The 21,662-nt window shown below is 62.0% G+C and carries 20 protein-coding genes; 11 read left to right on the forward strand and 9 right to left on the reverse strand.

Annotated elements, in window-relative coordinates:
- Positions 1-139: 139 nt before the first annotated feature.
- The 3 genes from PQQ95_RS27560 to PQQ95_RS27570 form a co-directional block, all read right to left on the reverse strand.
- Positions 140-1,534, reverse strand: coding sequence for a sigma-54-dependent transcriptional regulator (locus PQQ95_RS27560; RefSeq protein ID WP_408443157.1), 1,395 nt, complete (start codon positions 1,532-1,534; stop codon positions 140-142).
- Between the two features lie 315 nt (positions 1,535-1,849).
- The gene (locus PQQ95_RS27565) at positions 1,850-2,140 is read right to left on the reverse strand and encodes a hypothetical protein (protein ID WP_408443159.1); all 291 of its coding nucleotides are present in this window, start codon (positions 2,138-2,140) and stop codon (positions 1,850-1,852) included.
- Between the two features lie 48 nt (positions 2,141-2,188).
- Entirely contained in the window at positions 2,189-2,506 is a 318-nt protein-coding gene (locus tag PQQ95_RS27570; protein WP_408443437.1) for an ElaB/YgaM/YqjD family protein, read from the reverse strand.
- Positions 2,507-2,876: 370 nt separating this feature from the next.
- Between PQQ95_RS27570 and PQQ95_RS27575 the strand changes: the two genes are divergently transcribed.
- The 3 genes from PQQ95_RS27575 (at position 2,877) to PQQ95_RS27585 (ending at position 5,531) form a co-directional block, all read left to right on the forward strand.
- The gene (locus PQQ95_RS27575) at positions 2,877-3,938 is read left to right on the forward strand and encodes a sigma-54 interaction domain-containing protein (RefSeq protein ID WP_408443162.1); all 1,062 of its coding nucleotides are present in this window, start codon (positions 2,877-2,879) and stop codon (positions 3,936-3,938) included.
- Between the two features lie 388 nt (positions 3,939-4,326).
- Positions 4,327-4,923 (forward strand): hypothetical protein, encoded by a 597-nt coding sequence (locus PQQ95_RS27580; RefSeq protein ID WP_408443165.1) that lies wholly within the window; start codon positions 4,327-4,329, stop codon positions 4,921-4,923.
- Complete coding sequence (locus PQQ95_RS27585; protein WP_408443168.1) at positions 4,920-5,531, forward strand: hypothetical protein; 612 nt, start codon at positions 4,920-4,922, stop codon at positions 5,529-5,531. Before PQQ95_RS27580 ends, PQQ95_RS27585 begins: the two co-directional genes overlap by 4 nt.
- A 62-nt stretch (positions 5,532-5,593) precedes the next feature.
- Here the strand turns inward: PQQ95_RS27585 and PQQ95_RS27590 are convergent, their stop codons facing one another.
- Together PQQ95_RS27590 and PQQ95_RS27595 are read right to left on the reverse strand one after the other, a co-directional pair.
- Positions 5,594-6,940, reverse strand: a complete 1,347-nt coding sequence (locus PQQ95_RS27590) for an ABC transporter ATP-binding protein (RefSeq protein WP_093643836.1) — start codon at positions 6,938-6,940, stop codon at positions 5,594-5,596.
- A gap of 19 nt (positions 6,941-6,959) precedes the next feature.
- The gene (locus PQQ95_RS27595; RefSeq protein ID WP_408443170.1) at positions 6,960-8,711 is read right to left on the reverse strand and encodes an ABC transporter permease; all 1,752 of its coding nucleotides are present in this window, start codon (positions 8,709-8,711) and stop codon (positions 6,960-6,962) included.
- 733 nt (positions 8,712-9,444) lie between these two features.
- On the opposite strand from PQQ95_RS27595, the gene PQQ95_RS27600 reads away from it, so the two are divergent.
- Together PQQ95_RS27600 and PQQ95_RS27605 are read left to right on the forward strand one after the other, a co-directional pair.
- The gene (locus PQQ95_RS27600; protein ID WP_408443173.1) at positions 9,445-11,136 is read left to right on the forward strand and encodes a sensor domain-containing diguanylate cyclase; all 1,692 of its coding nucleotides are present in this window, start codon (positions 9,445-9,447) and stop codon (positions 11,134-11,136) included.
- Positions 11,137-11,303: 167 nt separating this feature from the next.
- The gene (locus tag PQQ95_RS27605) at positions 11,304-11,570 is read left to right on the forward strand and encodes a double-stranded DNA-specific endonuclease (RefSeq protein ID WP_038458190.1); all 267 of its coding nucleotides are present in this window, start codon (positions 11,304-11,306) and stop codon (positions 11,568-11,570) included.
- Positions 11,571-11,706: 136 nt separating this feature from the next.
- Here PQQ95_RS27605 and PQQ95_RS27610 read toward each other — a convergent pair whose 3' ends face one another.
- Entirely contained in the window at positions 11,707-13,026 is a 1,320-nt protein-coding gene (locus PQQ95_RS27610) for an ATP-binding protein (protein WP_408443176.1), read from the reverse strand.
- Positions 13,010-13,735, reverse strand: coding sequence for a response regulator (locus PQQ95_RS27615; RefSeq protein ID WP_054035058.1), 726 nt, complete (start codon positions 13,733-13,735; stop codon positions 13,010-13,012). The genes PQQ95_RS27610 and PQQ95_RS27615 overlap by 17 nt, the downstream gene beginning before the upstream one ends.
- A 221-nt stretch (positions 13,736-13,956) precedes the next feature.
- On the opposite strand from PQQ95_RS27615, the gene PQQ95_RS27620 reads away from it, so the two are divergent.
- Complete coding sequence (locus PQQ95_RS27620; protein WP_408443178.1) at positions 13,957-14,484, forward strand: Spy/CpxP family protein refolding chaperone; 528 nt, start codon at positions 13,957-13,959, stop codon at positions 14,482-14,484.
- Between the two features lie 230 nt (positions 14,485-14,714).
- Here the strand turns inward: PQQ95_RS27620 and PQQ95_RS27625 are convergent, their stop codons facing one another.
- The gene (locus PQQ95_RS27625; RefSeq protein ID WP_408443181.1) at positions 14,715-15,425 is read right to left on the reverse strand and encodes a pirin family protein; all 711 of its coding nucleotides are present in this window, start codon (positions 15,423-15,425) and stop codon (positions 14,715-14,717) included.
- A gap of 489 nt (positions 15,426-15,914) precedes the next feature.
- Between PQQ95_RS27625 and PQQ95_RS27630 the strand changes: the two genes are divergently transcribed.
- From PQQ95_RS27630 to PQQ95_RS27650, 5 genes are all read left to right on the forward strand, one after another.
- The gene (locus PQQ95_RS27630; protein WP_408443183.1) at positions 15,915-16,691 is read left to right on the forward strand and encodes an ABC transporter substrate-binding protein; all 777 of its coding nucleotides are present in this window, start codon (positions 15,915-15,917) and stop codon (positions 16,689-16,691) included.
- 291 nt (positions 16,692-16,982) lie between these two features.
- The gene (locus PQQ95_RS27635) at positions 16,983-17,672 is read left to right on the forward strand and encodes an ABC transporter permease (RefSeq protein ID WP_408443186.1); all 690 of its coding nucleotides are present in this window, start codon (positions 16,983-16,985) and stop codon (positions 17,670-17,672) included.
- Positions 17,669-18,382 carry an ABC transporter permease gene (locus PQQ95_RS27640; protein WP_408443189.1) on the forward strand — a complete coding sequence of 238 codons (714 nt, stop codon included), beginning with the start codon at positions 17,669-17,671 and terminating at the stop codon, positions 18,380-18,382. Before PQQ95_RS27635 ends, PQQ95_RS27640 begins: the two co-directional genes overlap by 4 nt.
- 49 nt (positions 18,383-18,431) lie before the next feature.
- Positions 18,432-19,211: an ABC transporter ATP-binding protein gene (locus PQQ95_RS27645; RefSeq protein WP_408443192.1), complete on the forward strand. Its 780-nt coding sequence runs from the start codon at positions 18,432-18,434 to the stop codon at positions 19,209-19,211.
- A gap of 591 nt (positions 19,212-19,802) precedes the next feature.
- Complete coding sequence (locus PQQ95_RS27650) at positions 19,803-20,954, forward strand: porin (protein ID WP_408443195.1); 1,152 nt, start codon at positions 19,803-19,805, stop codon at positions 20,952-20,954.
- A gap of 252 nt (positions 20,955-21,206) precedes the next feature.
- Here PQQ95_RS27650 and glnK read toward each other — a convergent pair whose 3' ends face one another.
- Positions 21,207-21,545, reverse strand: coding sequence for a P-II family nitrogen regulator (gene glnK / locus PQQ95_RS27655; RefSeq protein WP_006048444.1), 339 nt, complete (start codon positions 21,543-21,545; stop codon positions 21,207-21,209).
- Positions 21,546-21,662: the final 117 nt, after the last annotated feature.

The following is a 21,662-nucleotide window of genomic DNA, read 5'->3' on the forward strand; positions in this document are numbered from 1 at the left end:
TACAAGCTCGCCTGATGGAATGGGGCTTAAGTTGAGAGCATTGCCCCGCACAGGGGCAACGCTAATAGACCACTAGCAATTCAAAAAAAGGCCAACACCCCAAACACATACAAAAAAACACCCACGAAAACCAAAAACCTCAAGCCCCCCCCAACACCCGCGACTCATCCGCAACATCCCCCTCATCCCGCGCATCATTCCCATACTCAACAAGCCGGTTATAAAGCGTCTTCAAACTAATACCCAGAATCTCAGCAGCCCGAGTCTTCACCCCACCACATTGCTCAAGCGTAGCCAGAATCAACTGCCGATCCGCCTCAGCAAGCGAAGTACCAAATGGAATCGTAATAGCCGTCCCAGCCGCAGGCTTCGACAACGTAATCTGCAACGGCACCGTAGCCGTACTATCCGAATCCGAGCCCGACATGATGTGCGCACGCTGCACGTAGTTCTTCAACTCGCGCACATTCCCCGGCCACGGATACGACATCAGCATCTCCTTAACAGCAGCCGGAAAATGCTTCTTCGTGCCATGACGCTCATTGAGTTCATCAAGAAACGCCTGCGCAAGCAAATCAACGTCCTTACCCCGATCACGCAGCGGCGGCAGGCTGATCGGAAACACATTCAGACGGTGGTACAAATCGAGCCGCAACTTGCCTTCCAGCACCGCCTGCTCAGGATCACGGTTAGTAGCCGCAATCAGGCGCACATCCGTTTCGATTTCCTTGGTCGTGCCGACCCGCATGAACATGCCGGTTTCCAGCACGCGCAGCAGCTTCACCTGCAACTCGATCGGCATTTCAGTGATTTCGTCGAGGAACAGCGTGCCGCCGTTCGCACGTTCGAAATAGCCTTTATGCTGACGGTCCGCGCCAGTGAACGAGCCGCGCTCGTGCCCGAACATTTCCGATTCGATCAGATTCGGCGAAATCGCACCGCAGTTCACCGCGAGAAACGCATGCTTACGGCGCAAGCTGAGCTGGTGCAGCGTCTGCGCGGCAACTTCCTTGCCGGTGCCCGACTCGCCCACCAGCATGACCGAAGCCGCCGTCGGCGCAACTCGGCCGATCTGGTCATAAACCTCCTGCATGGCCGGCGAATTGCCGAGCATCAAGCCAAACCGGCCCATGCGTCGCAACTCACCACGCAAGGTGCCGATTTCCGCCTTCAGATCGCCGGCGCGCGGCAGGCGCGACAGAATCGCCTTCACGCGCTGCATGTTGATCGGCTTCACCAGGTAGTCGGTGGCGCCCATCTTCAACGCGTTGACCGCCGACTCCACCGTGGCGTGGCCCGTAATCACAATCACCTCCACGCCGGAGCGCGGATCGAGATCTTCAAACAGATCGACCCCACTGCCGTCGGGCAGCTTCAGGTCGGTAAAGACGACGTCCGGCATCTGCCGGACCAGTTGAATGCGCGCTTCGCGCAGATCGCCCGCAGTGGCGGTAGTCAGACCGTCTTCCCCGATGATGGCGGATAGCGCCTCGCGGGTACCGGCATCGTCATCGACAATCAGTACGTGTGGCATCGCGTCTCGAAAGCCCGAAAGCGTGAATGGGGAACATGCAAAACCGCATGCTGGAAAGCCGGTCGGCAGCTTGCCGGTGCGGCGTGGGTGCGCTCGGATGTGAGCACACGCTAACGTCTCGCAATCGTGCCGACCCTCTGACTTGATTCAATATCGCAACAATCAACAGCAGAAACACCCCGCGTTGCACGGCATTGTTGTTTATTTACCTATTATACGGCTTTATCGAGACAAAATTGTAATGTGTACCAGGCGCTGCTTGCCAAAGCGACACGCCGGTGCGGCCGCAGCCGCAAGGTCCTTTTTCGCGAGCCCTCAACTGCGTGGAAACGGCCATGCGCCGTCCTTGCCGTTCGGACGCGCTGAGTCATTTTCGCCATGCGCGGCGTCCGGCGTGGACGGAGCAGACAGGCCGGCCACCGCCGCCGTCACACTTCCGGCCGGTGTAGCCGGCTGCGGCGCCACCGTGCCGCCCTCGCCCTCCCAACGGCTCAATTCACGCGCCGCAGGGATCTTCGCGCCACGGTTGCGCTGCACGTAGCGCACAGCCAGAAATCCGCCGAGGGCCATCAGCGCACCAAAGATGCCAATCTTGGGTCGTCCCATCTTGAACTCCTTGTTATCGTCAAGCGAATCGGCGTCGAGCATCGCGTATTAGCGCGTGCAGAGGACGCCAAGCAGGAAGCCGACGCTCGCGGCAATACCGATCGAACGCCACGGATTACGCCGCACGTAGCGTTCGGTATTGACGGTCGCAGCCCGGTAGCGACGGTGCGCGTTCTGCTGCGCATCACCGAGCGCCGATTGCAGCGTTTCGACATGCGCCCCGAGGCGTTCGCGCAGCGCATCGACGCCTTCGCCGGGCACGTTGGCGGCAAGCCGCAACATTTCTTCCGAGTCCGTCAGCAGCACTCTCAAATCCTCGACAATCTTCTGCCCGCCGAGAGCAAGCTGTTGCGTGGTGTCAGTCATCATTCGCTCCTATGTCTGAATTCGGCGTTTGCGTCTTCCGGTGGCGCGTCGCGAACGTTCGGCGAAATTCGGCGAATCGAGTCCGTCGCCGGCGCGCTTCGAACCGGGTTACTCAAAAGCACACGCATATCGAGGGAAATCAGCAAACGCCGTGCCCGGTAACTTTGCCGCGCTCGTTCGCTGAAGGCACGGGTTCAGGCACTTTCGACCGACATGCACCGGCCTGTTTCGCCGACCGTCACATGGATTGCCGCAAGCGGCGTCAAAGTGGTTAAATCGAATTTCTGTGAGATAGTGGCCGCACGGTCCGTCTTGCTCCAAGGCCTGCGCGCCGCAATACCGAACCTCAATTTGCACAGGACCCCCGTTTATGGCGTCGATCGATCTGGCCTCGCCCACCGTCTCCACCGGCGGCAATGCTTCGTCACCCACGAAGCAGCGCGCTGCGGACGGCATCGCGGGACTGAAATCGTACGGGCTGCTCTATGGCTCGTCGCCGGTGATGCTCGATCTGTATGAACAGATCGAACGCGTCGCCAGCACCGATGCGACCGCGCTTATCATCGGCGAATCCGGCACGGGCAAGGAACTGATCGCCCGTACGATTCACGATCAAAGCAGCCGCAAGGACGCGCCGTTTGTCGCCGTGAACTGCGGCGCGATTCCAGACGAACTCATTGAAGCCGAGTTGTTCGGCCACGAAAAAGGCAGCTTCACCGGCGCGGTTCAGGGCCGCATCGGCTACTTCGAACATGCGAACGGCGGCACGCTGTTTCTCGACGAAATTACCGAAATGGCGCCGGTACGCCAGGTCAAGCTCTTGCGCGCGCTAGAGACCGGCACGTTTTTCCGGGTCGGCGGCAACGAACTGATTCATGGTGACGTGCGCGTGATCGCGGCGACTAATCGCGACCCCGCCGTCGCCGTGAAGGAAAACGGACTGCGTGAAGACCTGATGTACCGGCTCGCGGTTTTCCCGTTGCGCGCGCCGCCGTTGCGCGAGCGTGAGAACGATCGCGAACTGCTCGCGCAACACTTTCTCGCCTTGCTGAATCAGCAGGAAAACGCAAGCAAGAGCTTCAGCAAACGGTCGATCGAAACGCTACGGACCTGGTCGTGGCCGGGCAACGTCCGCGAGTTGAAGAACGCGGTATATCGCGCGTTCATTCTCGCGGAGAAGACGGTCGAGTTGCCGCATCCACACCTTGCGTCGCGCGTAAAAAAACCCGTGACGCAGGGCGACGCGATGAGCGTGTGGATCGGCACGCCACTCGCCGATGCGCAAAAGCAGATCATTCTCGGCACGCTCAAATATTGCGGCGGCGACAAACGGCGCGCGGCCAAAGCACTCGGCGTGAGTCTGAAAACGCTGTACAACCGCTTGAGCGCCTACGGCGGCGACGAAGGCGCGGAAGAAGAAAACGAGCAATAAGGCAGGCTACGCGCTCATGCGGTGTGTTTGCATGAGCCGGTGTTTTCTGTGCTCGCCGTCTACTTATTGAGCCGTCCTTGTGCGCTTGCAGAGCATTCCCCGCTCTGCTGAAACGGCCCTTTTTGCGCGCCTGTCATCTCATAATTAATCTCTTCGCACCGCCAATCAAATCGGATTTCCCCAACCAGAAACCGATTTGACTCGCACCATCTTTTGCAATTGCTTGCACTTTCCCACTGCCAATTACAAATGGCATCCTGCAAAATGCGGCAGCGCACGTTGCAACATGAGGAAGACGTGCCTTTCGCTCACGCACTGCTAACACGCTTGAACCACATGGGTGAACGATGCGTGAGCGAAAGGCACCTGCCGGAGCAGAGACAGGGAAATGCAGAAAAGTATGGTGTGGGTCGATTGGGCAAAACAAACAGCCAAAGCGTCCAGAGCAGCAACACGCGGGCGTCCGAATACAACGGCGCTCGTCGCGTTGGCAGTCGCGATCACGTCGGCGTTGAGCGGCTGTAGTTCGCTCTACTCGGAAGGCGCCACCGCTGGCGCCGGTATCGCAGGCGCCGCGCTCGCGGCCAAGGTCACCAGCAATGCGGCAGTCGCTACCGGCATCGGTCTTGGCGCGGTCGCCGCGGCCCGGGCTGGCGTGCAGTACTCGGAACGTGTGGTGCACACGAATACACAGGACGGCATCGCCAAAATCGCCGGACCGCTCGAGGTCGGCGCGATCGCACCGTGGAGCGTGACCCACTCCATGCCGATCGAAGACGACGAACACGGCCGCGTGACCGTCAGCCGCACGATCAGCACCGGCGCGCTCGACTGCAAGGAAATCGTCTTCTCGGTCGATCAAACCGCCACCAAGAATGTGCCGGCGAGCAGCGCGTTTTACGTCGCGTCGATCTGCCGGGACGGCGACAACTGGAAATGGGCCTCGGCCGAACCCGCTACGGAACGCTGGGGCGCGCTGCAATGAAGGCGCTGTCGCTTCCACGCTCGCGGAATGAATCTGCCCTTGGGCGCATCGACGGCGCGCGTCCCCCCCGGGTTCCGCGCACGCCCGCGGCGGCGCTTTCGGGCAACCGGCTGCGGCTCGTGCTGGCTGGCGCGATCTGCGTCGGCGCCAGTCTGCTGACGAGCGGTTGCTCGTCGGTCGGCGCAGCGAGCGGCGCCGCAGCCGGGGTCGCGTCAGGCCTCGTGACATCGAATCCGGCCGTCGGCATCGGCGTCGGTATCGCCGTGCAGGCCGCGACCGACGAAGCTATTGGCCGCTACATGCGCACCATGCACACCGATCAGCAGAACATGATCGCCGCATTAGCGGGTGCAATGCCCGTCGGCGAGACGCGGCCCTGGGCGGTCAAGCACACGCTGCCGATCGAGAACGGCCACGGCCAGGTGCGCGTAACGCGCGCGTTCAACTCGGCGCTCGCGTTGTGCAAAGATTTCGTGTTCTCGGTTCAGGACGGCGACGGTCCGAACGCGCACGAAGACTGGTACACGGCCAGCGCCTGCCGCCAGGACAAGGGCTGGAAGTGGGCGTCAGCGGAACCGGCGGTCGAGCGCTGGGGCAATCTGCAATAAAAAAGCGGCAGAGTCTCCCCTGCCGCTTTTTGCCTGAAGCGTCTTAATCGACTCGACAGCGCTTAAGACTCCACGTCTTCCAGACTGAAGATTTCGGTCTGGTCGTTGTACGAGAAGATCTCGCCATAACGGCCCCAGTTGATGACTGCGTCGAGCGTCTCTTCCGCGGCGCTGTCCGACAGAAAATCCTCCAGCTCCTGCTCGAAGCGCACGCGCGGTGCACGATGCCCCGGCCGTTCGTTCAACACCTTCTTGATCCGCGCAGCAAGTGGCACATGACGCAGCAGGTGCTCGGCGAACATCATCTTGCGTTCCTGCGTGCCGAATTCCGAGAACACGCGTGCCGGCGGCGTCAGGAAAATATCCCCTTCGCGGATGTCGGCAAAACCCAGGTGCTGCAGCACTTCGGCGACGGGGAACAGATCGTCCACCTCCAGGTGCAGCGAGCGGGCGATTTCCGGCATGTCCGCGCGGCCATGATACGGCGCGGCGGCCAGCGTTTCGATCAGACCGGCCATCAGGTTGGTCGACACATGCGGCAGCCAGCTGTGCAACTCGAGGCCCTTCTTGGTCTTCTCATCCGTCTGACGCGCGGTCATCTTCGCGTAAATGTCATCGACCAGCCGGCGGAACGCCGGGTCCAGACGGTTGCGCGGATGCTTGAACGGCACCTTGATCTCGGCGATCACACGGCCAGGATTCGACGACAGCACCAGAATCCGGTCGCACATGAACACCGCTTCCTCGATGTTGTGCGTGACGATCAGCACCGCCTTGATCGGCATGCGGCCTTGCGTCCACAGGTCGAGCAGATCGGTACGCAGCGTTTCGGCGGTCAGCACGTCGAGCGCGGAGAACGGTTCGTCCATCAGCAGCAGCGTAGGGTCGACCACCAGCGCGCGCGCAAAGCCGACGCGCTGACGCATACCGCCCGACAGTTCGCGCGGATACGCGTTTTCGAACCCGTCGAGACCGATCAGGTCGATTGCCGCCAGAGCGCGCGTACGGCGATCACTCGCACCGACGCCTTGTGCTTCGAGACCCGCTTCCACGTTTTGCAGCACGGTCAGCCACGGGAACAGCGCGAAAGTCTGGAACACCATCGCCACGCCCTTGGCCGGACCGTCGAGCGGCTTGCCCATATACGTGACTTCGCCATCGGTCGGCTCGATCAGACCGGCGATGATGCGCAACAGCGTCGACTTGCCTGAGCCCGAGCGGCCCAGCAACCCGACGATCTCGCCTTCGCGCAGCGACAGATTCGCGTCGTCGAGGACGAGCAGCTCGCCCTGCGACTTGTTGAACCCGCGGCACACGTCCTTGACGCGCAGAATCTCCTCACCGAGGCGCGGCGGCATCGGCGGGGTCTGGATCGGCGCGGCGGTCATAGCAGCTTTAGGATTTTGCATCGCGTTTAGCCTTTAATTCTCAATCTAGCCGGAGCTTCGCTTCAGCGTAGGCGAACATCGGACGCCACAACAGGCGGTTGAACAGGGTCACGAACAGGGACATCACGGCGATGCCCACAATGATCTTCGGATAGTCACCTGCTGCGGTGGTCTGCGCGATGTAGGCGCCCAGGCCATGCGCGGCAACCTTGGTGTCGCCCCACTGGACGAATTCAGCAACGATGCTGGCGTTCCACGCGCCGCCCGACGCGGTGATCGCGCCGGTCACGTAATAAGGGAAAATGCCCGGCAGCATTGCCTGGCGCCACCATTGCCAGCCGCGAATGTGGAAGTTCTTGGCCGCTTCCCGATAGTCGTTCGGATACGAACTTGCACCGGCAATCACGTTGAACAGGATATACCACTGCGTGCCCAGCACGATCAGCGGCGACAGCCAGATGTCCGGGTTCAGGTGAAAGCGCACGATGGCGATGACGAACACCGGGAACAGCAGATTCGCCGGGAACGCGGCAAGGAACTGCGCAATCGGCTGCACCTTTTCCGCCAGCGCCGGCCGCAAGCCGATCAGCACACCGATCGGCACCCAGATCACGGAGGCGATCGCAATCAGCACTACCACCCGCAGCAGGGTGATGAGCCCCAGTACGAGCACGTGCCAGACTTCGTCGAGCGACACGCCGGTGCGCACATAGGCAATCACGCGCCATACCACGTAGACCGTGGCGAGCAGCACCACAGCCGCCCAGACAATGTCGCCGATGCGCGAGGTCTTCTCGCGCTGCGGAATATGGAAACGCGGGCCGCCAAATGCAGGCAACGTGAAGTTGACGCGCGCAGCCTTGGCGAACATCCAGCCGAGCGGCACCAGCAGACGGTGAATCAGATGGGTGCGGCGGATCAGGTCGAGCAGCCATGACTCAGGCGCGTCGCCCGAACTGGTGTTTTCCATACGGAACTTGTCGGCCCACGCAACGAGCGGGCGGAACATGAACTGGTCGTACGCAAGAATCACGACCGTCATGGCAAGGATCACCCAGCCGATCGCGTGCAGGTTCTTGTCGGAAATCGCCTGCGCGAGATAGGCACCGATCCCCGGTAGCGTGATCGTGTTGTTGCCGACCGTAATCGCTTCAGAAGCCACCACGAAGAACCAGCCGCCCGACATCGACATCATCATGTTCCAGATGAGGCCCGGCATCGAGAACGGCACTTCCAGTTTCCAGAAGCGCTGCCATGAAGTCAGATGAAAGCCGCGCGATACTTCATCGAGATCGCGCGGCACCGTGCGCAGCGATTGATAGAAGCTGAACGTCATGTTCCACGCCTGACTCGTGAAGATCGCGAAGATCGCCGCGAGCTCCGCGCCGAGCACACGGCCCGGAAACAGCGCGAGGAAGAACGTGACCGTAAACGAAATGTAGCCCAGCACCGGTACCGACTGCAGGATGTCGAGAATCGGCACCAGCACCATGCCGGCACGGCGGCTCTTGGCCGCCAGCGTGCCGTACACCAGCGTAAAGATCAGCGAAGCGACCATTGCCGCCAGCATGCGCAGCGTGGTGCGCATCGCATACTCGGGCAGATTCGACGGGTCGAGCGAGATCGCCTGAGTCTTGAGCGTCGACATCGGCGCCAGCGTCTCGTGAAAGCCGATCGCCGCCATCGCGATAATGCAGATGATCAGCGGAAAAGCGACGAAGTCCCAGCGATTGGGCAATACCCGCCATGCCGACGCATTGGCGGTGCGCTTCAGGTTGAAGCTGAAATCCATCAGACACTCTCCCTATTCAACCAGGTATTCAAACACACGAAGGGAGCCGCGGCTTCGGCGCGGCAGTCTGAAGATCGGTCCAGAAAACGGAAATCAGGCATGGCAAAACGCATCTGCGCGGTAAATCGTTAGCGTTGGAGACACACAGACCGGTGCGGACGTGTCCATGGGCGAGCTGCCCAGGACCGGTACCACGAAGCCGGAATCCTCTGTCGCCGCGGGCGCCGCCCTAGGGCTGGCGGGCTTTCCTTGTTTTGGACGGCACGACACTACACCATCCTATGTTTCGGGCACAACCTTTCATGGCAAATAGCAGCAAATAGCGGCGAATGCCTCGCCAACAGCCTTCGGCCGGCGACGGTGAGGCGTTGCAGCGAGCCCGCTACTGTCCACTACTGTCGCGCGCAGGCCACTTTCCCGGCCATCGCGATTGCAGCGCGCAGCGGATTTCAAGCCCCCGAAAAACCTGTGCAGCCATTCAGAAAGCGGATGCGCTGCCGTTAAGAACCTGATGGGCACGACGGATGCATTTCGCATTCCCGCAATAACGGTGGCGTCAGGCCCCATGACGGTTAAAATCAAGAGACGGCATGCCGCTTCGCGGTTAGGCAGGCCCACAGCGCGGAGCACACCGGGGGCGTATCGCCAGCGGCTTGCGCAGGGGCAAAGCAGCGCCAGCACGCTGCCATAAATGAGCTAGTTGCATATCACAGCCAGACGAATCAGAGGGTCGATGAACAGGACAACCTTGCGCCAGGCAACCGGACCGATCAGCTTCATGCTGGTCGTGCTCGTTTGCTGGTTCGTGGCCGGCATGGTCGCGGACCGGATGGTACAGCAAGAGCTGGACGCGGCCTTGCGCACGCAGCGCCAGATGTCCACGTCGATCGTCGACAACATGGCGGAGGTGATCGCCAGCGACCTTTCCATGTCTCGGGCCATCCCCGCAACCATGGCCGAAATGGACGTAGTCCAGCGCGCGCTGGTGCAATCCCAGAATTATGCCGCGAACGGCGAAGCGGCGGAACCCGCCCTGCGCGCCGCGTTGTTAAAAGACCCGCAGATGTTCGCCGTGAGCAATTTCCTGCACGACGCGCAAGGCTTCTCCGGGCTCGACCAGGTCTGGCTCGTCAACACCAACGGCGTCTGTGTCGCTTCGAGCAACTCCGTCAATAGACCGCTTGCCGCGGAGCGCTCCTTCGTCGGCGCCGACATGCGCGTGCGCGGCTACCTGACGAACGCCCTGCTCGGCGCGTTCTCGGAAGCCTATGGCGTCGGCCGCCAGAGCGGCGAACCGGGCATCTTCATCGCGGCGCCGGTGTATGCCGACGGCCTGCTGGTCGGGGTGGTGGTGGCCAAGGTAGGGATCGCGCGGCTGCGCCACTGGGTAGCGCATGCCGGCACCTTCGTCGCCGACGAAAACGGCGTCATCATCATGGCGCACAACAGCGAACTCGAAGGCCACGCGCTGCCGAATTCGCGCGTCACGCAGATGAGCGCCGCCGAGCGCATGACCCTCTATCGCCGCGAAATCTTCCCCGACATCCAGATTCAGGTCGACACGCAGGTGCGCGAACAGGCGCCCTGGGTGCCGGCAAGCGTCGCCGAACAGCTGTTCGGCATGAGCGAGCAGCCGGCGCCGTCGCTGTATCAGGCACGCAGCGGCCTGAACTCCGGGCTGTCGGCGCACCTGGTCGATCCGCTCGCGGCCTGGCCCGAGCTGCTGCGTAATCACAAGCGCGACCATCTGCTGGTGTTCCTGACGCTGGCCGGCACCGTCGCGCTCGCGTGGGTGATTACCGTGTCGTACGTGCGCGAGCGGCGCCACCATCGCGCCACGCGTGACCTTGCAGAACAATTGCAATCGGCCAATACGCTGCTCTCGGCCGAGGCGCGCCACGATGCGCTGACCGGCGCGCTGTCGCGGCGCTACTTCCTCGACCTGCTGCGCCACGAGATCGAACGCGCGCATGCGGGCAACGAGCCGCTGTGCATGGCGATCGCCGACCTCGACCACTTCAAGCAGATCAACGACCGCTTCGGCCACGCCGCCGGCGACCGCGCGCTCGAACATTTCGTCGACACCTGCCGCGCCGAACTGCGCGGCACCGATGCGATCGGCCGGCTGGGCGGCGAAGAGTTCGGCTTGCTGCTGCCGGCCACGAATCTGGCCGGCGGCCGCGAAGTCGTCGAACGCTTGCGCCTGCGCCTGAAAGCGATTCCTTCGCCGAAGTTGCCGGCCTCGGTGGGCTTGAGCGTGAGCATCGGCATCACCGAACTCGCGTCCGACGATCTGCCCGAACGCATCATGAGCCGTGCCGACACGGCGCTTTACGCGGCAAAGACGGGCGGCCGCGACCGCACCGAAGCCCTTCCGCCCGACGACACCGCACCCCCCACGCGAACGGTGGCCAACGCCTGGTGACGCCCGGCGCCGGTACCCGGCAAGCCATCCCGTCCGACCCACTGCCCCCCGCCGATGAGCGTGGTCCCTGATGCAAAGCAAGTCGAGGCCTCGGGCTTCCCGTAACGAAGCAGGTATCATCAACCCTGACATCGAGGTTGCCGCTACCGCTCTAACGGGAGATTCGCATGAAGGGAAATCTGGTCATCGTCTGTCGCGATCAGGATGCTGACGCGTTCGACCATCTGCTGGCCGAATATGGCGCGTTCCAGACGCGTTTGTCGTCGACCGCGTGGTATCTGAAACTGGAGGTCGCGCCGGAACTGATTCAGGAAGAGATACTCGCGCGTCTCGGCAAGTACACCACGCACTACATTTTCGAAGCCGAAACGGTAACGTGGAATACCGTGGATAGTGACGCGGCGAATGCGTTGAACACGCTGTTTTCAGACTAGCGAACCGGGTGCCGGACGCGCGTTCCTGACGACGCATTCGGCATTGCATTGCGGACGCCGCATTCCGAACCTTGCGTTCGGACCTCGCATCGCGGCATGCGCATAGCGTGGCAGGCGCCTGCCACGCTTGCCCCGCTCAACCCCAAACGCTTTCCGACGTCGCCATGGCACGTGGCACCACGTCGAATGGAAAAGTCATCAAGACCCGCAAGCCACGGCCGCCGTGGTTGCCGATCTCCCACTCGCCACCCGCACGCCGCACCAGACGCTCGACAATCGCGAGCCCCAACCCGCTATGGCCGTTGCCGCCACGGGCCGGGTCGAGCCGGACGAACGGCCGGCTGGCATTGATCAGGTCCTGCGCGGCGATACCGCTGCCGTTGTCGCTTACCGAAAGCGTGAAGCCTTGCGCGTTGCGCGCCGTGGCGACGACGATCGGCGGCGCGCCGTAGGCATGTGCGTTGTCCAACAGGTTCGACAGGATCCGGTCGAGTGTCGCGGCGGGCAGCAGGAAACCGGGTCCCGCGTTGAGTTCGGTCCGCACGGTGGGTGAGCCGGCCGCGACCGCGCGATAGCTGCGGACCACGCGGTCGCACTGTGCGTCCACTTCGACCGCTTCGCTACGATCGGCGCCGTCGTGGGCGAACACCAGAAACTGCTCGACGATATGCGTCATCGAATCGACATCGCGCACGACGCCGTCACGCATCTTCACTTCTTCCATCATTTCGGCGCGCAGCCGCAAGCGTGCCAGCGGCGTTTTCAGATCGTGCGCGACGCCGGCCAGCATCACAGCCCGGTCGTTTTCAGTACGCGCCACTTCCTGAACCATCTGGTTGAAGCCATGCGTCAACTGCCGTAACTCGCGCGGACCGCGCTCGGGCACCGGCGGCACCGGCAGGCCGCGGCCGAAGCGCGCCACCGCCTGGGCGAGCGAGCGCAACGGCTGCTGCAGCGCCCACGCGGCAAAAAGCGCCGCCATCACCGCGAACGAGAAAATGATGGCGAGCCACAGCACCGTGCGATCGAGCGAACGCGGCGGGCGCAGCGGCTGCACCGGCACCACGATCCAGCTGCGATCCGCGGTGCCGCGCACCCACAGCGTGGGCGGGCGACCCGGCTGACCGACCCGCACCAGGGTGCCGGCGGGCATGCGATCGCGCACGTCCTCGATGAAACGTTCGAGGGGCGCCGGCAAAGCGGCGCTCTCCGGCGGCACGTCGGGACTCGTCGGATCGACCAGCCTGACACGCGACGGCAAAGGCTGATCCGGCGTTCGGGCGACGTGCTGGCGCACCGCGTCGACAAGGAAAGTGGCTTCCTCGACTGCGTAGCGCGTTTGCAACTGGCTGCGCTCGAGCCGCATGAGCGAGTACCACGCAAAATGCGACAGCAGGAGCACTGCAATGACTAGCAGCGCCAGGCGCCCGAACAGCGAATCAATGGGCCGGCGCATGCTGTTCGCCGTCCGGCACGAACACGTAGCCGCGTCCGCGCACCGTTTGAATGAAGCGCGGCGTGGACGGGTCGGTTTCGAGAATGCGCCGCAAACGCCACACCTGTACGTCGATACCGCGGTCGGTGCCGTCGTATTCCGGGCCATGCAGCAGTTCGAGCAGGCGCTCACGAGTGAGCGTGCGCATGGGGTGATTGACGAAAATTTTCAGAAGCGCGAATTCGCTGCCGGACAGCGTGAGCGGCTTGTCTTCGAGATGCAGCGTGCGCGACTGGAAATCCAGCGTGAAGCGGCCGAAGTTGAACGGCTCGCGCTGCTCCGGCGCCGCCGCCGACGGCAGCGTGCGGCGGCGGCGCAGCACGGCCTGCACGCGCGCCAGCAGCTCGCGCGGGTTGAACGGCTTGCCGAGATAGTCGTCCGCGCCGAGCTCCAGCCCGACGATGCGATCGACGTCGTCAGCGCGCGCGGTCAGCATGATCACAGGAATGTCGTCGCCCGACGCACGCAGCTTGCGCAGCGCGGTCAGCCCATCTACGCCCGGCATCATCAGATCGAGCACGATCAGATCCGGACGCTCGCGCTCGAGCCTGCGCTCGAGCGTGCCTGCGTCGTGCAGCACCGAAACTTCGATGCCCTGACGGGCCAGATAGTCGCGCAGCAGATCACGCAATTCGACGTCGTCGTCGACAACCAGTATTTGAGTAGCCATGAGATGAAGTTTAACGCGCAGCAGGAAGGGTTTTCGATTTCAGACGGCCCGCAAGGGTTACCGGGTGTTACGGTGAAAGCCGTACGTAATGACCCGTAATAGCCGCATCAAGCCACGTAACACAGCGCCGGGCACAGTTCTCTACGCTGTGACTTACCGAATGCAGGCCGTCCATATCACCCCGGTCGCATCGTCGGCTATTCCATTACAGGGAGTCTTACATGTCCACCAAAAAAATGTCGCGCGTTCTCGCCGTTGCTGCCACTGCCCTCGCCATTGGCGCGGGCGCTGCCTATGCTGCCCAGCCCGCCGGTCATGGCGGCCCCGGCGGCTGGCATGGCCACTTCATGAAGGAACTGACGCAACTGCACGACCAGTTGAAGCTGAACGCGGACCAGGAAAAGCAATGGCAAGCCGCGCTCGACACCATGAAACAGAACCACGAAGCCATGCGCGCCAACCATGAACAGATCAAGAACCAGTTCAAGGCCGCCCAGCAGCAGCCGATCCTGGATCTGAACGCCATGGCTGCCGCGCACCAGCAGGTCGAGCAGAAAGACGCGCAGCTGCGTCAGCAAACCTCGGACGCGTGGCTCAAGTTCTACAACGGCTTGAACGACCAGCAGAAGACCACCGTCAGCACGGCGCTGAAGCAGCGTTTTGCGAAGATGGAAGCGCGTCACGAAAAGATGCGCGATCGCTGGGAACATCGTAAGGGTGCTGCGTCGGCGCCGGCTGCGAATCAGTAAGCGGCAGTCGGATCGACGTAACCGGAAGGCGGCCTGCGCGGCCGTCGTCCGGATGCAAAAACGCCACGGAAAACCTTCCGTGGCGTTTTTGTTTGTACGCTGAGTGCGCCTCGGGGGCTCGCTGCGCCAGTAATCAGGCGCCTCCGGCAACTGGCAACTACCAATAGCACCCGGCGCCGACCAGCCACCGGCCGATGAATACGCGGCCGGTGATTGGCACCTGGCCACGCTTAGCCGTTGAGCTGCCCCAGATCGAACAGCAGCACTTCGGCGTTGTCGCCCTTTTCGAGCGTCACCGTATCGGTCTCGCTGAGCTTGGCGGCGTCGCCGGCCTGGAGCGTTTCGCCATTCACGGTCAGCGTGCCCCGCGCCACATGCACATACGCCAGCCGGCCTTTCGGCAACGCGAACGTGGCCCGTTCCGCGCCATCGATCAGCGCCGCGTAAATCGATGCATCCGCGTGAATCGTCACCGAGCCGTCGCGGCCGTCGGGCGAGGCGACCACGCGCAAACGCCCGCGCTTGTCGGCATCGTCGAAGCGCTTTTCCTCGTAGCCGGGCAGGTCGCCCGCGCGTTGCGGGATCACCCAGATCTGCAGGAGGTGCGCCGGTTCGTCCTGCGATGCATTGAACTCGCTATGCTGCACACCCGTGCCGGCGCTCATGCGCTGCACGTCGCCGGGACGGATGGTCGAGCCGTTGCCCATGCTGTCGCGGTGCGCAAGCGCGCCCTCGAGGACATACGTGACGATTTCCATATCCCGATGGCCGTGCGTGCCAAAGCCCTGTCCGCCGGCGATGCGGTCTTCGTTGATCACCCGCAGCGGTCCGAAATGCACGTGTTGCGGGTCGCGGTAGTCGGCAAACGAAAAGCTGTGATACGAGTCGAGCCAGCCGTGATTGGCGTGGCCGCGTTCATCGGAACGGCGAATCTCGATCATGGGAGTCTCCCGGTGAGTAAATAGCGATGGGCAGAATGTAGGGGCGCGAAGCGCGCTAAACAATCGGCAACGATGCACCGGATCGTTTCATAAATCCGCGCAATCGCTCGCCGGTGGGGCGCCGGGCGCGGCCAGACGGGCTACGGGCGCGGCGGCTCTTCTCGCCATGCCGGCCGCCGGTTTGTCGAGCATTCACGCAAATGAGCGTGGGCACAAGCCAGCCTGAGTGCGGCCGGGCACCGTCGCGCATGCACAACGCCTGCCCCGCCCACTGGCAGCCGGCGGCGTCCCGCACTGGCGCCCTGCCCCTGTTCGGGTAAAATACCGCCCTTTTCAAGACACGTGGGCGCCGAAGGCGTGCTGGCGGCCCCGAAGCAGCACCCACACGCAGCGCGACAATTTTGACCGCCTAGAATAGCGACGGTCGGCCATGAGCCGGCGGTCGTCGAGATCGGCGCACCACGACGATCAGTTTGATCCAGGAGAAACATGAAGAAGGCCGCACTGTGCGTGGCGCTTGCCGTCATGGCCACCGGCGCCATGGCAAAAGAATGGAAAACCGTGCGCATCGGGGTGGACGCCAGCTACCCGCCGTTCGAATCGACGGCGGCCAGCGGCCAGGTCATCGGTTTCGACGTCGATCTGACGAAGGCGCTGTGCGCCAAAATGAACGTTAAGTGCGTGTGGGTCGAGCAGGATCTGGACGGAATCATCCCGGCGTTAAAAGGCAAGAAATTCGACGCGATCGTGTCGTCGCTGACTGTCACGGACAAGCGCCGCGAACAGATCGATTTCTCCGACAAGCTGTTCGACGCGCCGGCCCGCATGATCGCCAAAGCCGGCTCCCCGCTGCTGCCCACGGCTGAATCGCTGAAGGGCAAGCATGTCGGCGTCGAACAAGGCTCGACTCAGGAGGCCTATGCCAAGGCGTATTGGCAACCCAAAGGCGTGACTGTGGTGTCCTACCAGAATCAGGATCAGGTGTACGCCGACATTGCGTCGGGGCGTCTCGACGCCGCGCTGCAGGACGAATTGCAAGCCGACGCCGGGTTCCTGAAAACGCCGCGCGGTAAAGGCTTCGCCTGGGCCGGCCCGGAAGTGAAAGATCCGAAGACGATCGGTGACGGCACGGCCATCGGCCTGCGCAAGGATGACGTCGAGCTGAAAGCGATGTTCAACCAGGCGTTGGCGCAGGTGCACCAGGACGGTACGTTCAGGAAGCTCGAAAAGCAGTACTTCGACGTCGATATTTATCCTGGTCGTTGAGCGGGGTCATTCACTCGGGGCTCGCCCGCATGGGCTTTCCCGAGGCTTCGTAATACAGTCGCAAGAGATTTAGAAGCCGCTTCGACGGCAGTTTCAGAAACAGCTTCAACCCCGATTCACAACGAGAGTCGAAAAGCGCGCTGCAAGACCGGCAACGGCCATGCAGTCATGATTTGCACAGCGGTGCGCTGTGCGCCGCAGGAAACGGCGAGCCCAGGCTCGCGGCAAACGCGGCGCACAGCTGGCCGCGTCTTTCGCGGTGCGTCGCAAACGCATCGTCAAGGACCCTCTATGTTCCTTCAAGGCTACGGCCCGCTGCTTCTCAACGGCACCTGGCAAACCGTCAAACTGGCGGTGTTGTCGCTGGCGTTCGCTTTCGTGCTGGGCCTGCTCGGCGCGGCGGCGAAACTGTCGAAAAACCGCTTCTCCAATGGAGTCGGCACCGTCTACACGACGCTCGTGCGTGGCGTGCCCGACCTGGTGCTGATGCTGCTGCTGTTCTACAGCATCCAGATCTGGCTGAATAACCTGACCGACCTGCTCGGCTGGGACCAGATCGACATCGACCCATTCGTGGCCGGCGTCGCTGTGCTGGGCTTCATCTATGGCGCGTACTTCACCGAGACTTTCCGCGGCGCATTCCTCGCGGTGCCGCGCGGCCAGCTCGAAGCGGGCGCGGCCTACGGCATGACCGGCTGGCAGGTGTTCTCGCGGATCATGTTCCCGCAGATGATGCGCTTCGCACTGCCCGGCATCGGCAACAACTGGCAGGTGATGGTGAAAGCCACGGCGCTGGTGTCGATCATCGGTCTTGCCGACGTGGTCAAGGCCTCGCAGGATGCCGGCAAGGGCACCTTGCGGTTCTTCTTCTTCACCCTGTTCGCGGGGGCGATCTATCTCGTCATCACCACAGTGTCCAACTTCGTGCTGATGTACCTCGAAAAGCGTTACTCGACTGGCGTGCGAAAGGCGGATCTATGATCGAGATCATTCAGGAATACTGGCGCAACTATCTGTATACCGACGGCTACCGTCTCACCGGTGTCGTGATCACGCTGTGGCTGCTGGTGGTGTCGATCGGACTCGGCTTCTGCCTGTCGATCCCCCTCGCGGTCGCGCGCGTGTCGAAGAAGAAGTGGCTCGCCGGCCTGGTGTGGCTGTATACGTACATCTTTCGCGGCACGCCGCTCTACGTGCAACTGCTGCTCTGTTACACCGGCCTGTACAGCCTCGAAATCATCCGCAATCACGAGCTGACCAACGCGTTCTTCCGCGACGGCATGCACTGCACGCTGCTCGCCTTCACGCTGAACACCTGCGCGTACACCACCGAGATTTTCGCGGGCGCGATCAAGGCCACACCGTATGGCGAGATCGAAGCGGCGCGCGCGTATGGCATGTCGTCGTTCACGCTATACCGGCGCGTGATTCTGCCGTCGGCGCTGCGCCGTGCGTTGCCGTACTACAGCAACGAAGTGATCCTGATGCTGCACGCCACCACCGTCGCGTTCACCGCGACCGTGCCGGACATTCTCAAGATCGCCCGCGACGTGAACTCGGCCACGTACCAGTCGTTCAATGCGTTTGGTATCGCCGCCCTGCTCTATCTGTTCATTTCTTTTGCGCTCGTGTGGCTGTTCCGCCGCGCGGAGCGCCGCTGGCTCGCTTACCTGCGGCCGCAAGGCAAGTAATTAAGAAGGGCACCGCGCCCCCAAGCAAGTAAGGCCGCCAAGGATCCTGATGAACACCAAGAAGCAAAAGCTCTTCGTCGACGAGCTTCACAAACAGTACGGCGACAACGAAGTCCTCAAGGGCGTCTCGCTAAAGGCCAACGCCGGCGACGTAATCAGTGTGATCGGCTCGTCCGGTTCGGGCAAGAGCACCATGCTCCGCTGCATCAACTTCCTCGAGCAGCCGAACTCCGGGCGCATCTTTGTCGACGGCGAAGAAGTCCGCACGCAGCTCGGCAAGAACGGCGCTTTGCGCGTGTCCGATCCGAAGCAGTTGCAGCGCGTGCGCACCCGGCTGTCGATGGTGTTCCAGCACTTCAACCTGTGGTCGCACATGAACGTGCTCGAGAACATCATCGAGGCGCCGGTCAACGTGCTGGGTCTGAAGCGCAAGGAAGCCGAAGAGCGGGCGCGTGAGTATCTGGAGAAAGTCGGCCTCGCGCCTCGTCTCGAGAAGCAGTATCCGTCGCATCTGTCGGGCGGTCAGCAGCAACGCGTCGCGATCGCGCGTGCGCTGGCGATGCACCCCGACGTGATGCTGTTCGACGAACCGACTTCCGCGCTCGATCCCGAACTGGTCGGCGAAGTGCTCAAGGTCATGCAGACGCTCGCCGAAGAAGGCCGCACGATGATCGTCGTCACCCATGAGATGGCGTTCGCGCGCAACGTGTCGAATCACGTGATGTTCCTGCACCAAGGACGCGTCGAAGAAGAAGGCCATCCGGACGAAGTCTTCAAAAACACGAAGAGCGAACGGCTCAAGCAGTTCCTCTCCGGCAGCCTCAAATAAGACCGCCGGACAGCCCGATATTTGGGCTGTAGTCAAAGTAGCATTACAAGGCGCTTACGAGCGTCTTTTTTACTTCGCTCACCTGTGCATTCCGGCCGTTCTGGCCGCGAAAATGGGCCCGAACCCGCCTCGGGCCGCCCTCCTCCCGCCTTACTCTGCCGGATTTGAGGCGTCAATAGTGGCAATCCTTGACATCCCCCGTCCCAATCCGTGATTCCCTTACGGCACAAGGGTTTCCCGTCTTTTTGGGGATATCGTAACGGTTCCTTGCACACATTCGTATTGCAATTTGGAGACACCGGCCCAAGCCGGTACTAATTTCTTCTCCCACTCCAGGGTATTTTTGATAAATTAGTAACCAAAGTAGCAAAACAAAGTTCATTAAAAGTAGTTTCACTTCAAAGCAACAGAGGAGAACCGGTCGGCGAGGGATCGGCATGGCGCGAAGAATAGCCCGCTGAGGCTATCCGTCACGGCAGGAGACCCAATCCACCCGCTAATCTCCCTGGTACCGATTTCTGTTCGGCGTGCTGCGTCCGAACACCATTCGCAGTACTGGGTTTCACTTTTTGACAGGGTATGGAGGAGAAGATGAAGAAAGCTTTGCTCGCCGCTGCGTTGATGACAGCCGGTGTAGTTGCGCACGCCCAAAGCAGCGTGACGCTGTACGGCCGCCTTGACGCTGGCCTGGAATACATGACGGGCGTTCCGCAAGGCGTTGGTGCAAACGGTCAGGCAACTGGCAGCACGAACCGTTGGCGCGCAGAAAGCGGCGACTGGGGTACGAGCCTGTGGGGCTTGAAGGGCGTTGAGGACATCGGTGGCGGCAACAAGGTCCTGTTCCAGTTGGAAGGCTCCTTCAACACCATGACGGGCGCAGGCCCTGGCGGCGGCGGTCTCTTCAATCGTTGGGCAACTGTCGGCTTGTCGAACGACCAGTACGGTACGTTCACGATGGGCCGCATGCTCTATATCTCGAACGGCGTGTGGGACTTCGACCCGTTCGGTCAATCGAACTGGTCGTCGGCATCGCTGGTGCGTGGCCGCAACTGGCCGCAATCGAGCAACAACTTCGCCTACCAGTCGCCGAAGGTCGCAGGCTTTGACTTCTACGGTCAATACGCGCTGTCGAACGCAACGAGCTGGAACGGTAACGGCACGACCGCTCAAGGTCGCGAAGCCGGCGCACAGATCACCTACACGAACTCGCTGTTCCAGGTTCGCGGCCTGTACGACGAAATCCGCAACCCGGCTAACGGTAGCCTGTACGGCCCGAGCGGCACGGGCGTCAATACGGCCAACATCGGAACCGGCGTATTCGCGGCATCGCGTGAATACTCGGCTCTCTTGAACGTGTTCCTCGGCCAGTTCAAGATTCAGGCCGCTTACCAGGCTGTCCGTTCGGCAGGTGCGACGGGTGTTCTGCCGGGCACGCCGACCACGCTCGATCATGAATGGGGCGGTGTGACGTGGCAAGCAACGCCGGCTGCAGCGCTGATCGCAGCGGTCTATCACGTCAACGGCAACAATGGCGCAGGCAATGCGACGATCTACACGGTCGGCGGCTCGTACAACCTGTCCAAGCGCACGCTGCTGGATCTCCAGGTCGCCACGACGCAAAACAGCAAGACGGCTAACTACGGCCTGAATGCGAATAACGCGGGCACAGCAGTCAGCACGGATAACCCGCTGCCGGGTCATAGCCAAACTGGCGTGTACGCAGGTATTCAACACTCGTTCTAATCGAACGGTGGGCCCCGGGGGAATTTTCTTCGGGGCGATGTAACGATTTCTTCAAGAGAATCTTTTTCACGCTGCTGCGAGAGGCGCGTATCGGTGCGATGTCCGAAAGGGTATCGCACCGTTTTTTATTTGCGCGCGCGGTTTTGCCACTGCTCCGGCGCACCTGATCGGTGCGTGCGTGCTGTGGAGGTCAATCCCGGCGCTTCAACTCTGCGCTTTAACTTTGCGCCTTAACCGTGCGGGTCGAACCGCTCAAACTGCCGCTTCGTTTTCCTCGCCCGTGCGAATCCGGATCACACGCTCCACGTCCGCGACGAAAATCTTGCCGTCGCCGATCTTGCCGGTGCGCGCCGCGCCGATGATCGCGTCGATCACCTGATCGCATTGATTGTCCGCGACCACCACTTCGATCTTCACCTTCGGCAGAAAGTCGACCACATACTCTGCACCACGATAGAGCTCGGTGTGACCTTTTTGCCGGCCGAAGCCTTTGACTTCCGTCACGGTCAACCCCGTGAGGCCGACTTCAGCGAGCGCCTCGCGCACTTCGTCGAGTTTGAACGGTTTGATGACTGCAGTGATGCGCTTCATGGCGGACCTCATCTCGTGATTGGAAGGTTGAAAGGGAAATGGATGATTTTTATTCTACGCCGCGCCGGATGCGTTGCGGCAATCCGGCGCGCTTCTGGTCTGCCAGGGGACAAGTCC

The sequence above is a fragment of the Paraburkholderia caffeinilytica genome, from assembly GCF_046030355.1.
Classification (GTDB): domain Bacteria; phylum Pseudomonadota; class Gammaproteobacteria; order Burkholderiales; family Burkholderiaceae; genus Paraburkholderia; species Paraburkholderia caffeinilytica_B.

What these genes read in the sequence shown, in the direction of transcription:
- PQQ95_RS27560 (WP_408443157.1), bottom strand. Translation starts at nt 1,534, where the DNA reads ATGCCACACGTACTGATTGTCGATGACGATGCCGGTACCCGCGAGGCG.
- PQQ95_RS27565 (WP_408443159.1), bottom strand. Translation starts at nt 2,140, where the DNA reads ATGGGACGACCCAAGATTGGCATCTTTGGTGCGCTGATGGCCCTCGGC.
- PQQ95_RS27570 (WP_408443437.1), bottom strand. Translation starts at nt 2,506, where the DNA reads ATGACTGACACCACGCAACAGCTTGCTCTCGGCGGGCAGAAGATTGTC.
- PQQ95_RS27575 (WP_408443162.1), top strand. Translation starts at nt 2,877, where the DNA reads ATGGCGTCGATCGATCTGGCCTCGCCCACCGTCTCCACCGGCGGCAAT.
- PQQ95_RS27580 (WP_408443165.1), top strand. Translation starts at nt 4,327, where the DNA reads ATGCAGAAAAGTATGGTGTGGGTCGATTGGGCAAAACAAACAGCCAAA.
- PQQ95_RS27585 (WP_408443168.1), top strand. Translation starts at nt 4,920, where the DNA reads ATGAAGGCGCTGTCGCTTCCACGCTCGCGGAATGAATCTGCCCTTGGG.
- PQQ95_RS27590 (WP_093643836.1), bottom strand. Translation starts at nt 6,940, where the DNA reads ATGCAAAATCCTAAAGCTGCTATGACCGCCGCGCCGATCCAGACCCCG.
- PQQ95_RS27595 (WP_408443170.1), bottom strand. Translation starts at nt 8,711, where the DNA reads ATGGATTTCAGCTTCAACCTGAAGCGCACCGCCAATGCGTCGGCATGG.
- PQQ95_RS27600 (WP_408443173.1), top strand. Translation starts at nt 9,445, where the DNA reads ATGAACAGGACAACCTTGCGCCAGGCAACCGGACCGATCAGCTTCATG.
- PQQ95_RS27605 (WP_038458190.1), top strand. Translation starts at nt 11,304, where the DNA reads ATGAAGGGAAATCTGGTCATCGTCTGTCGCGATCAGGATGCTGACGCG.
- PQQ95_RS27610 (WP_408443176.1), bottom strand. Translation starts at nt 13,026, where the DNA reads ATGCGCCGGCCCATTGATTCGCTGTTCGGGCGCCTGGCGCTGCTAGTC.
- PQQ95_RS27615 (WP_054035058.1), bottom strand. Translation starts at nt 13,735, where the DNA reads ATGGCTACTCAAATACTGGTTGTCGACGACGACGTCGAATTGCGTGAT.
- PQQ95_RS27620 (WP_408443178.1), top strand. Translation starts at nt 13,957, where the DNA reads ATGTCCACCAAAAAAATGTCGCGCGTTCTCGCCGTTGCTGCCACTGCC.
- PQQ95_RS27625 (WP_408443181.1), bottom strand. Translation starts at nt 15,425, where the DNA reads ATGATCGAGATTCGCCGTTCCGATGAACGCGGCCACGCCAATCACGGC.
- PQQ95_RS27630 (WP_408443183.1), top strand. Translation starts at nt 15,915, where the DNA reads ATGAAGAAGGCCGCACTGTGCGTGGCGCTTGCCGTCATGGCCACCGGC.
- PQQ95_RS27635 (WP_408443186.1), top strand. Translation starts at nt 16,983, where the DNA reads ATGTTCCTTCAAGGCTACGGCCCGCTGCTTCTCAACGGCACCTGGCAA.
- PQQ95_RS27640 (WP_408443189.1), top strand. Translation starts at nt 17,669, where the DNA reads ATGATCGAGATCATTCAGGAATACTGGCGCAACTATCTGTATACCGAC.
- PQQ95_RS27645 (WP_408443192.1), top strand. Translation starts at nt 18,432, where the DNA reads ATGAACACCAAGAAGCAAAAGCTCTTCGTCGACGAGCTTCACAAACAG.
- PQQ95_RS27650 (WP_408443195.1), top strand. Translation starts at nt 19,803, where the DNA reads ATGAAGAAAGCTTTGCTCGCCGCTGCGTTGATGACAGCCGGTGTAGTT.
- glnK (WP_006048444.1), bottom strand. Translation starts at nt 21,545, where the DNA reads ATGAAGCGCATCACTGCAGTCATCAAACCGTTCAAACTCGACGAAGTG.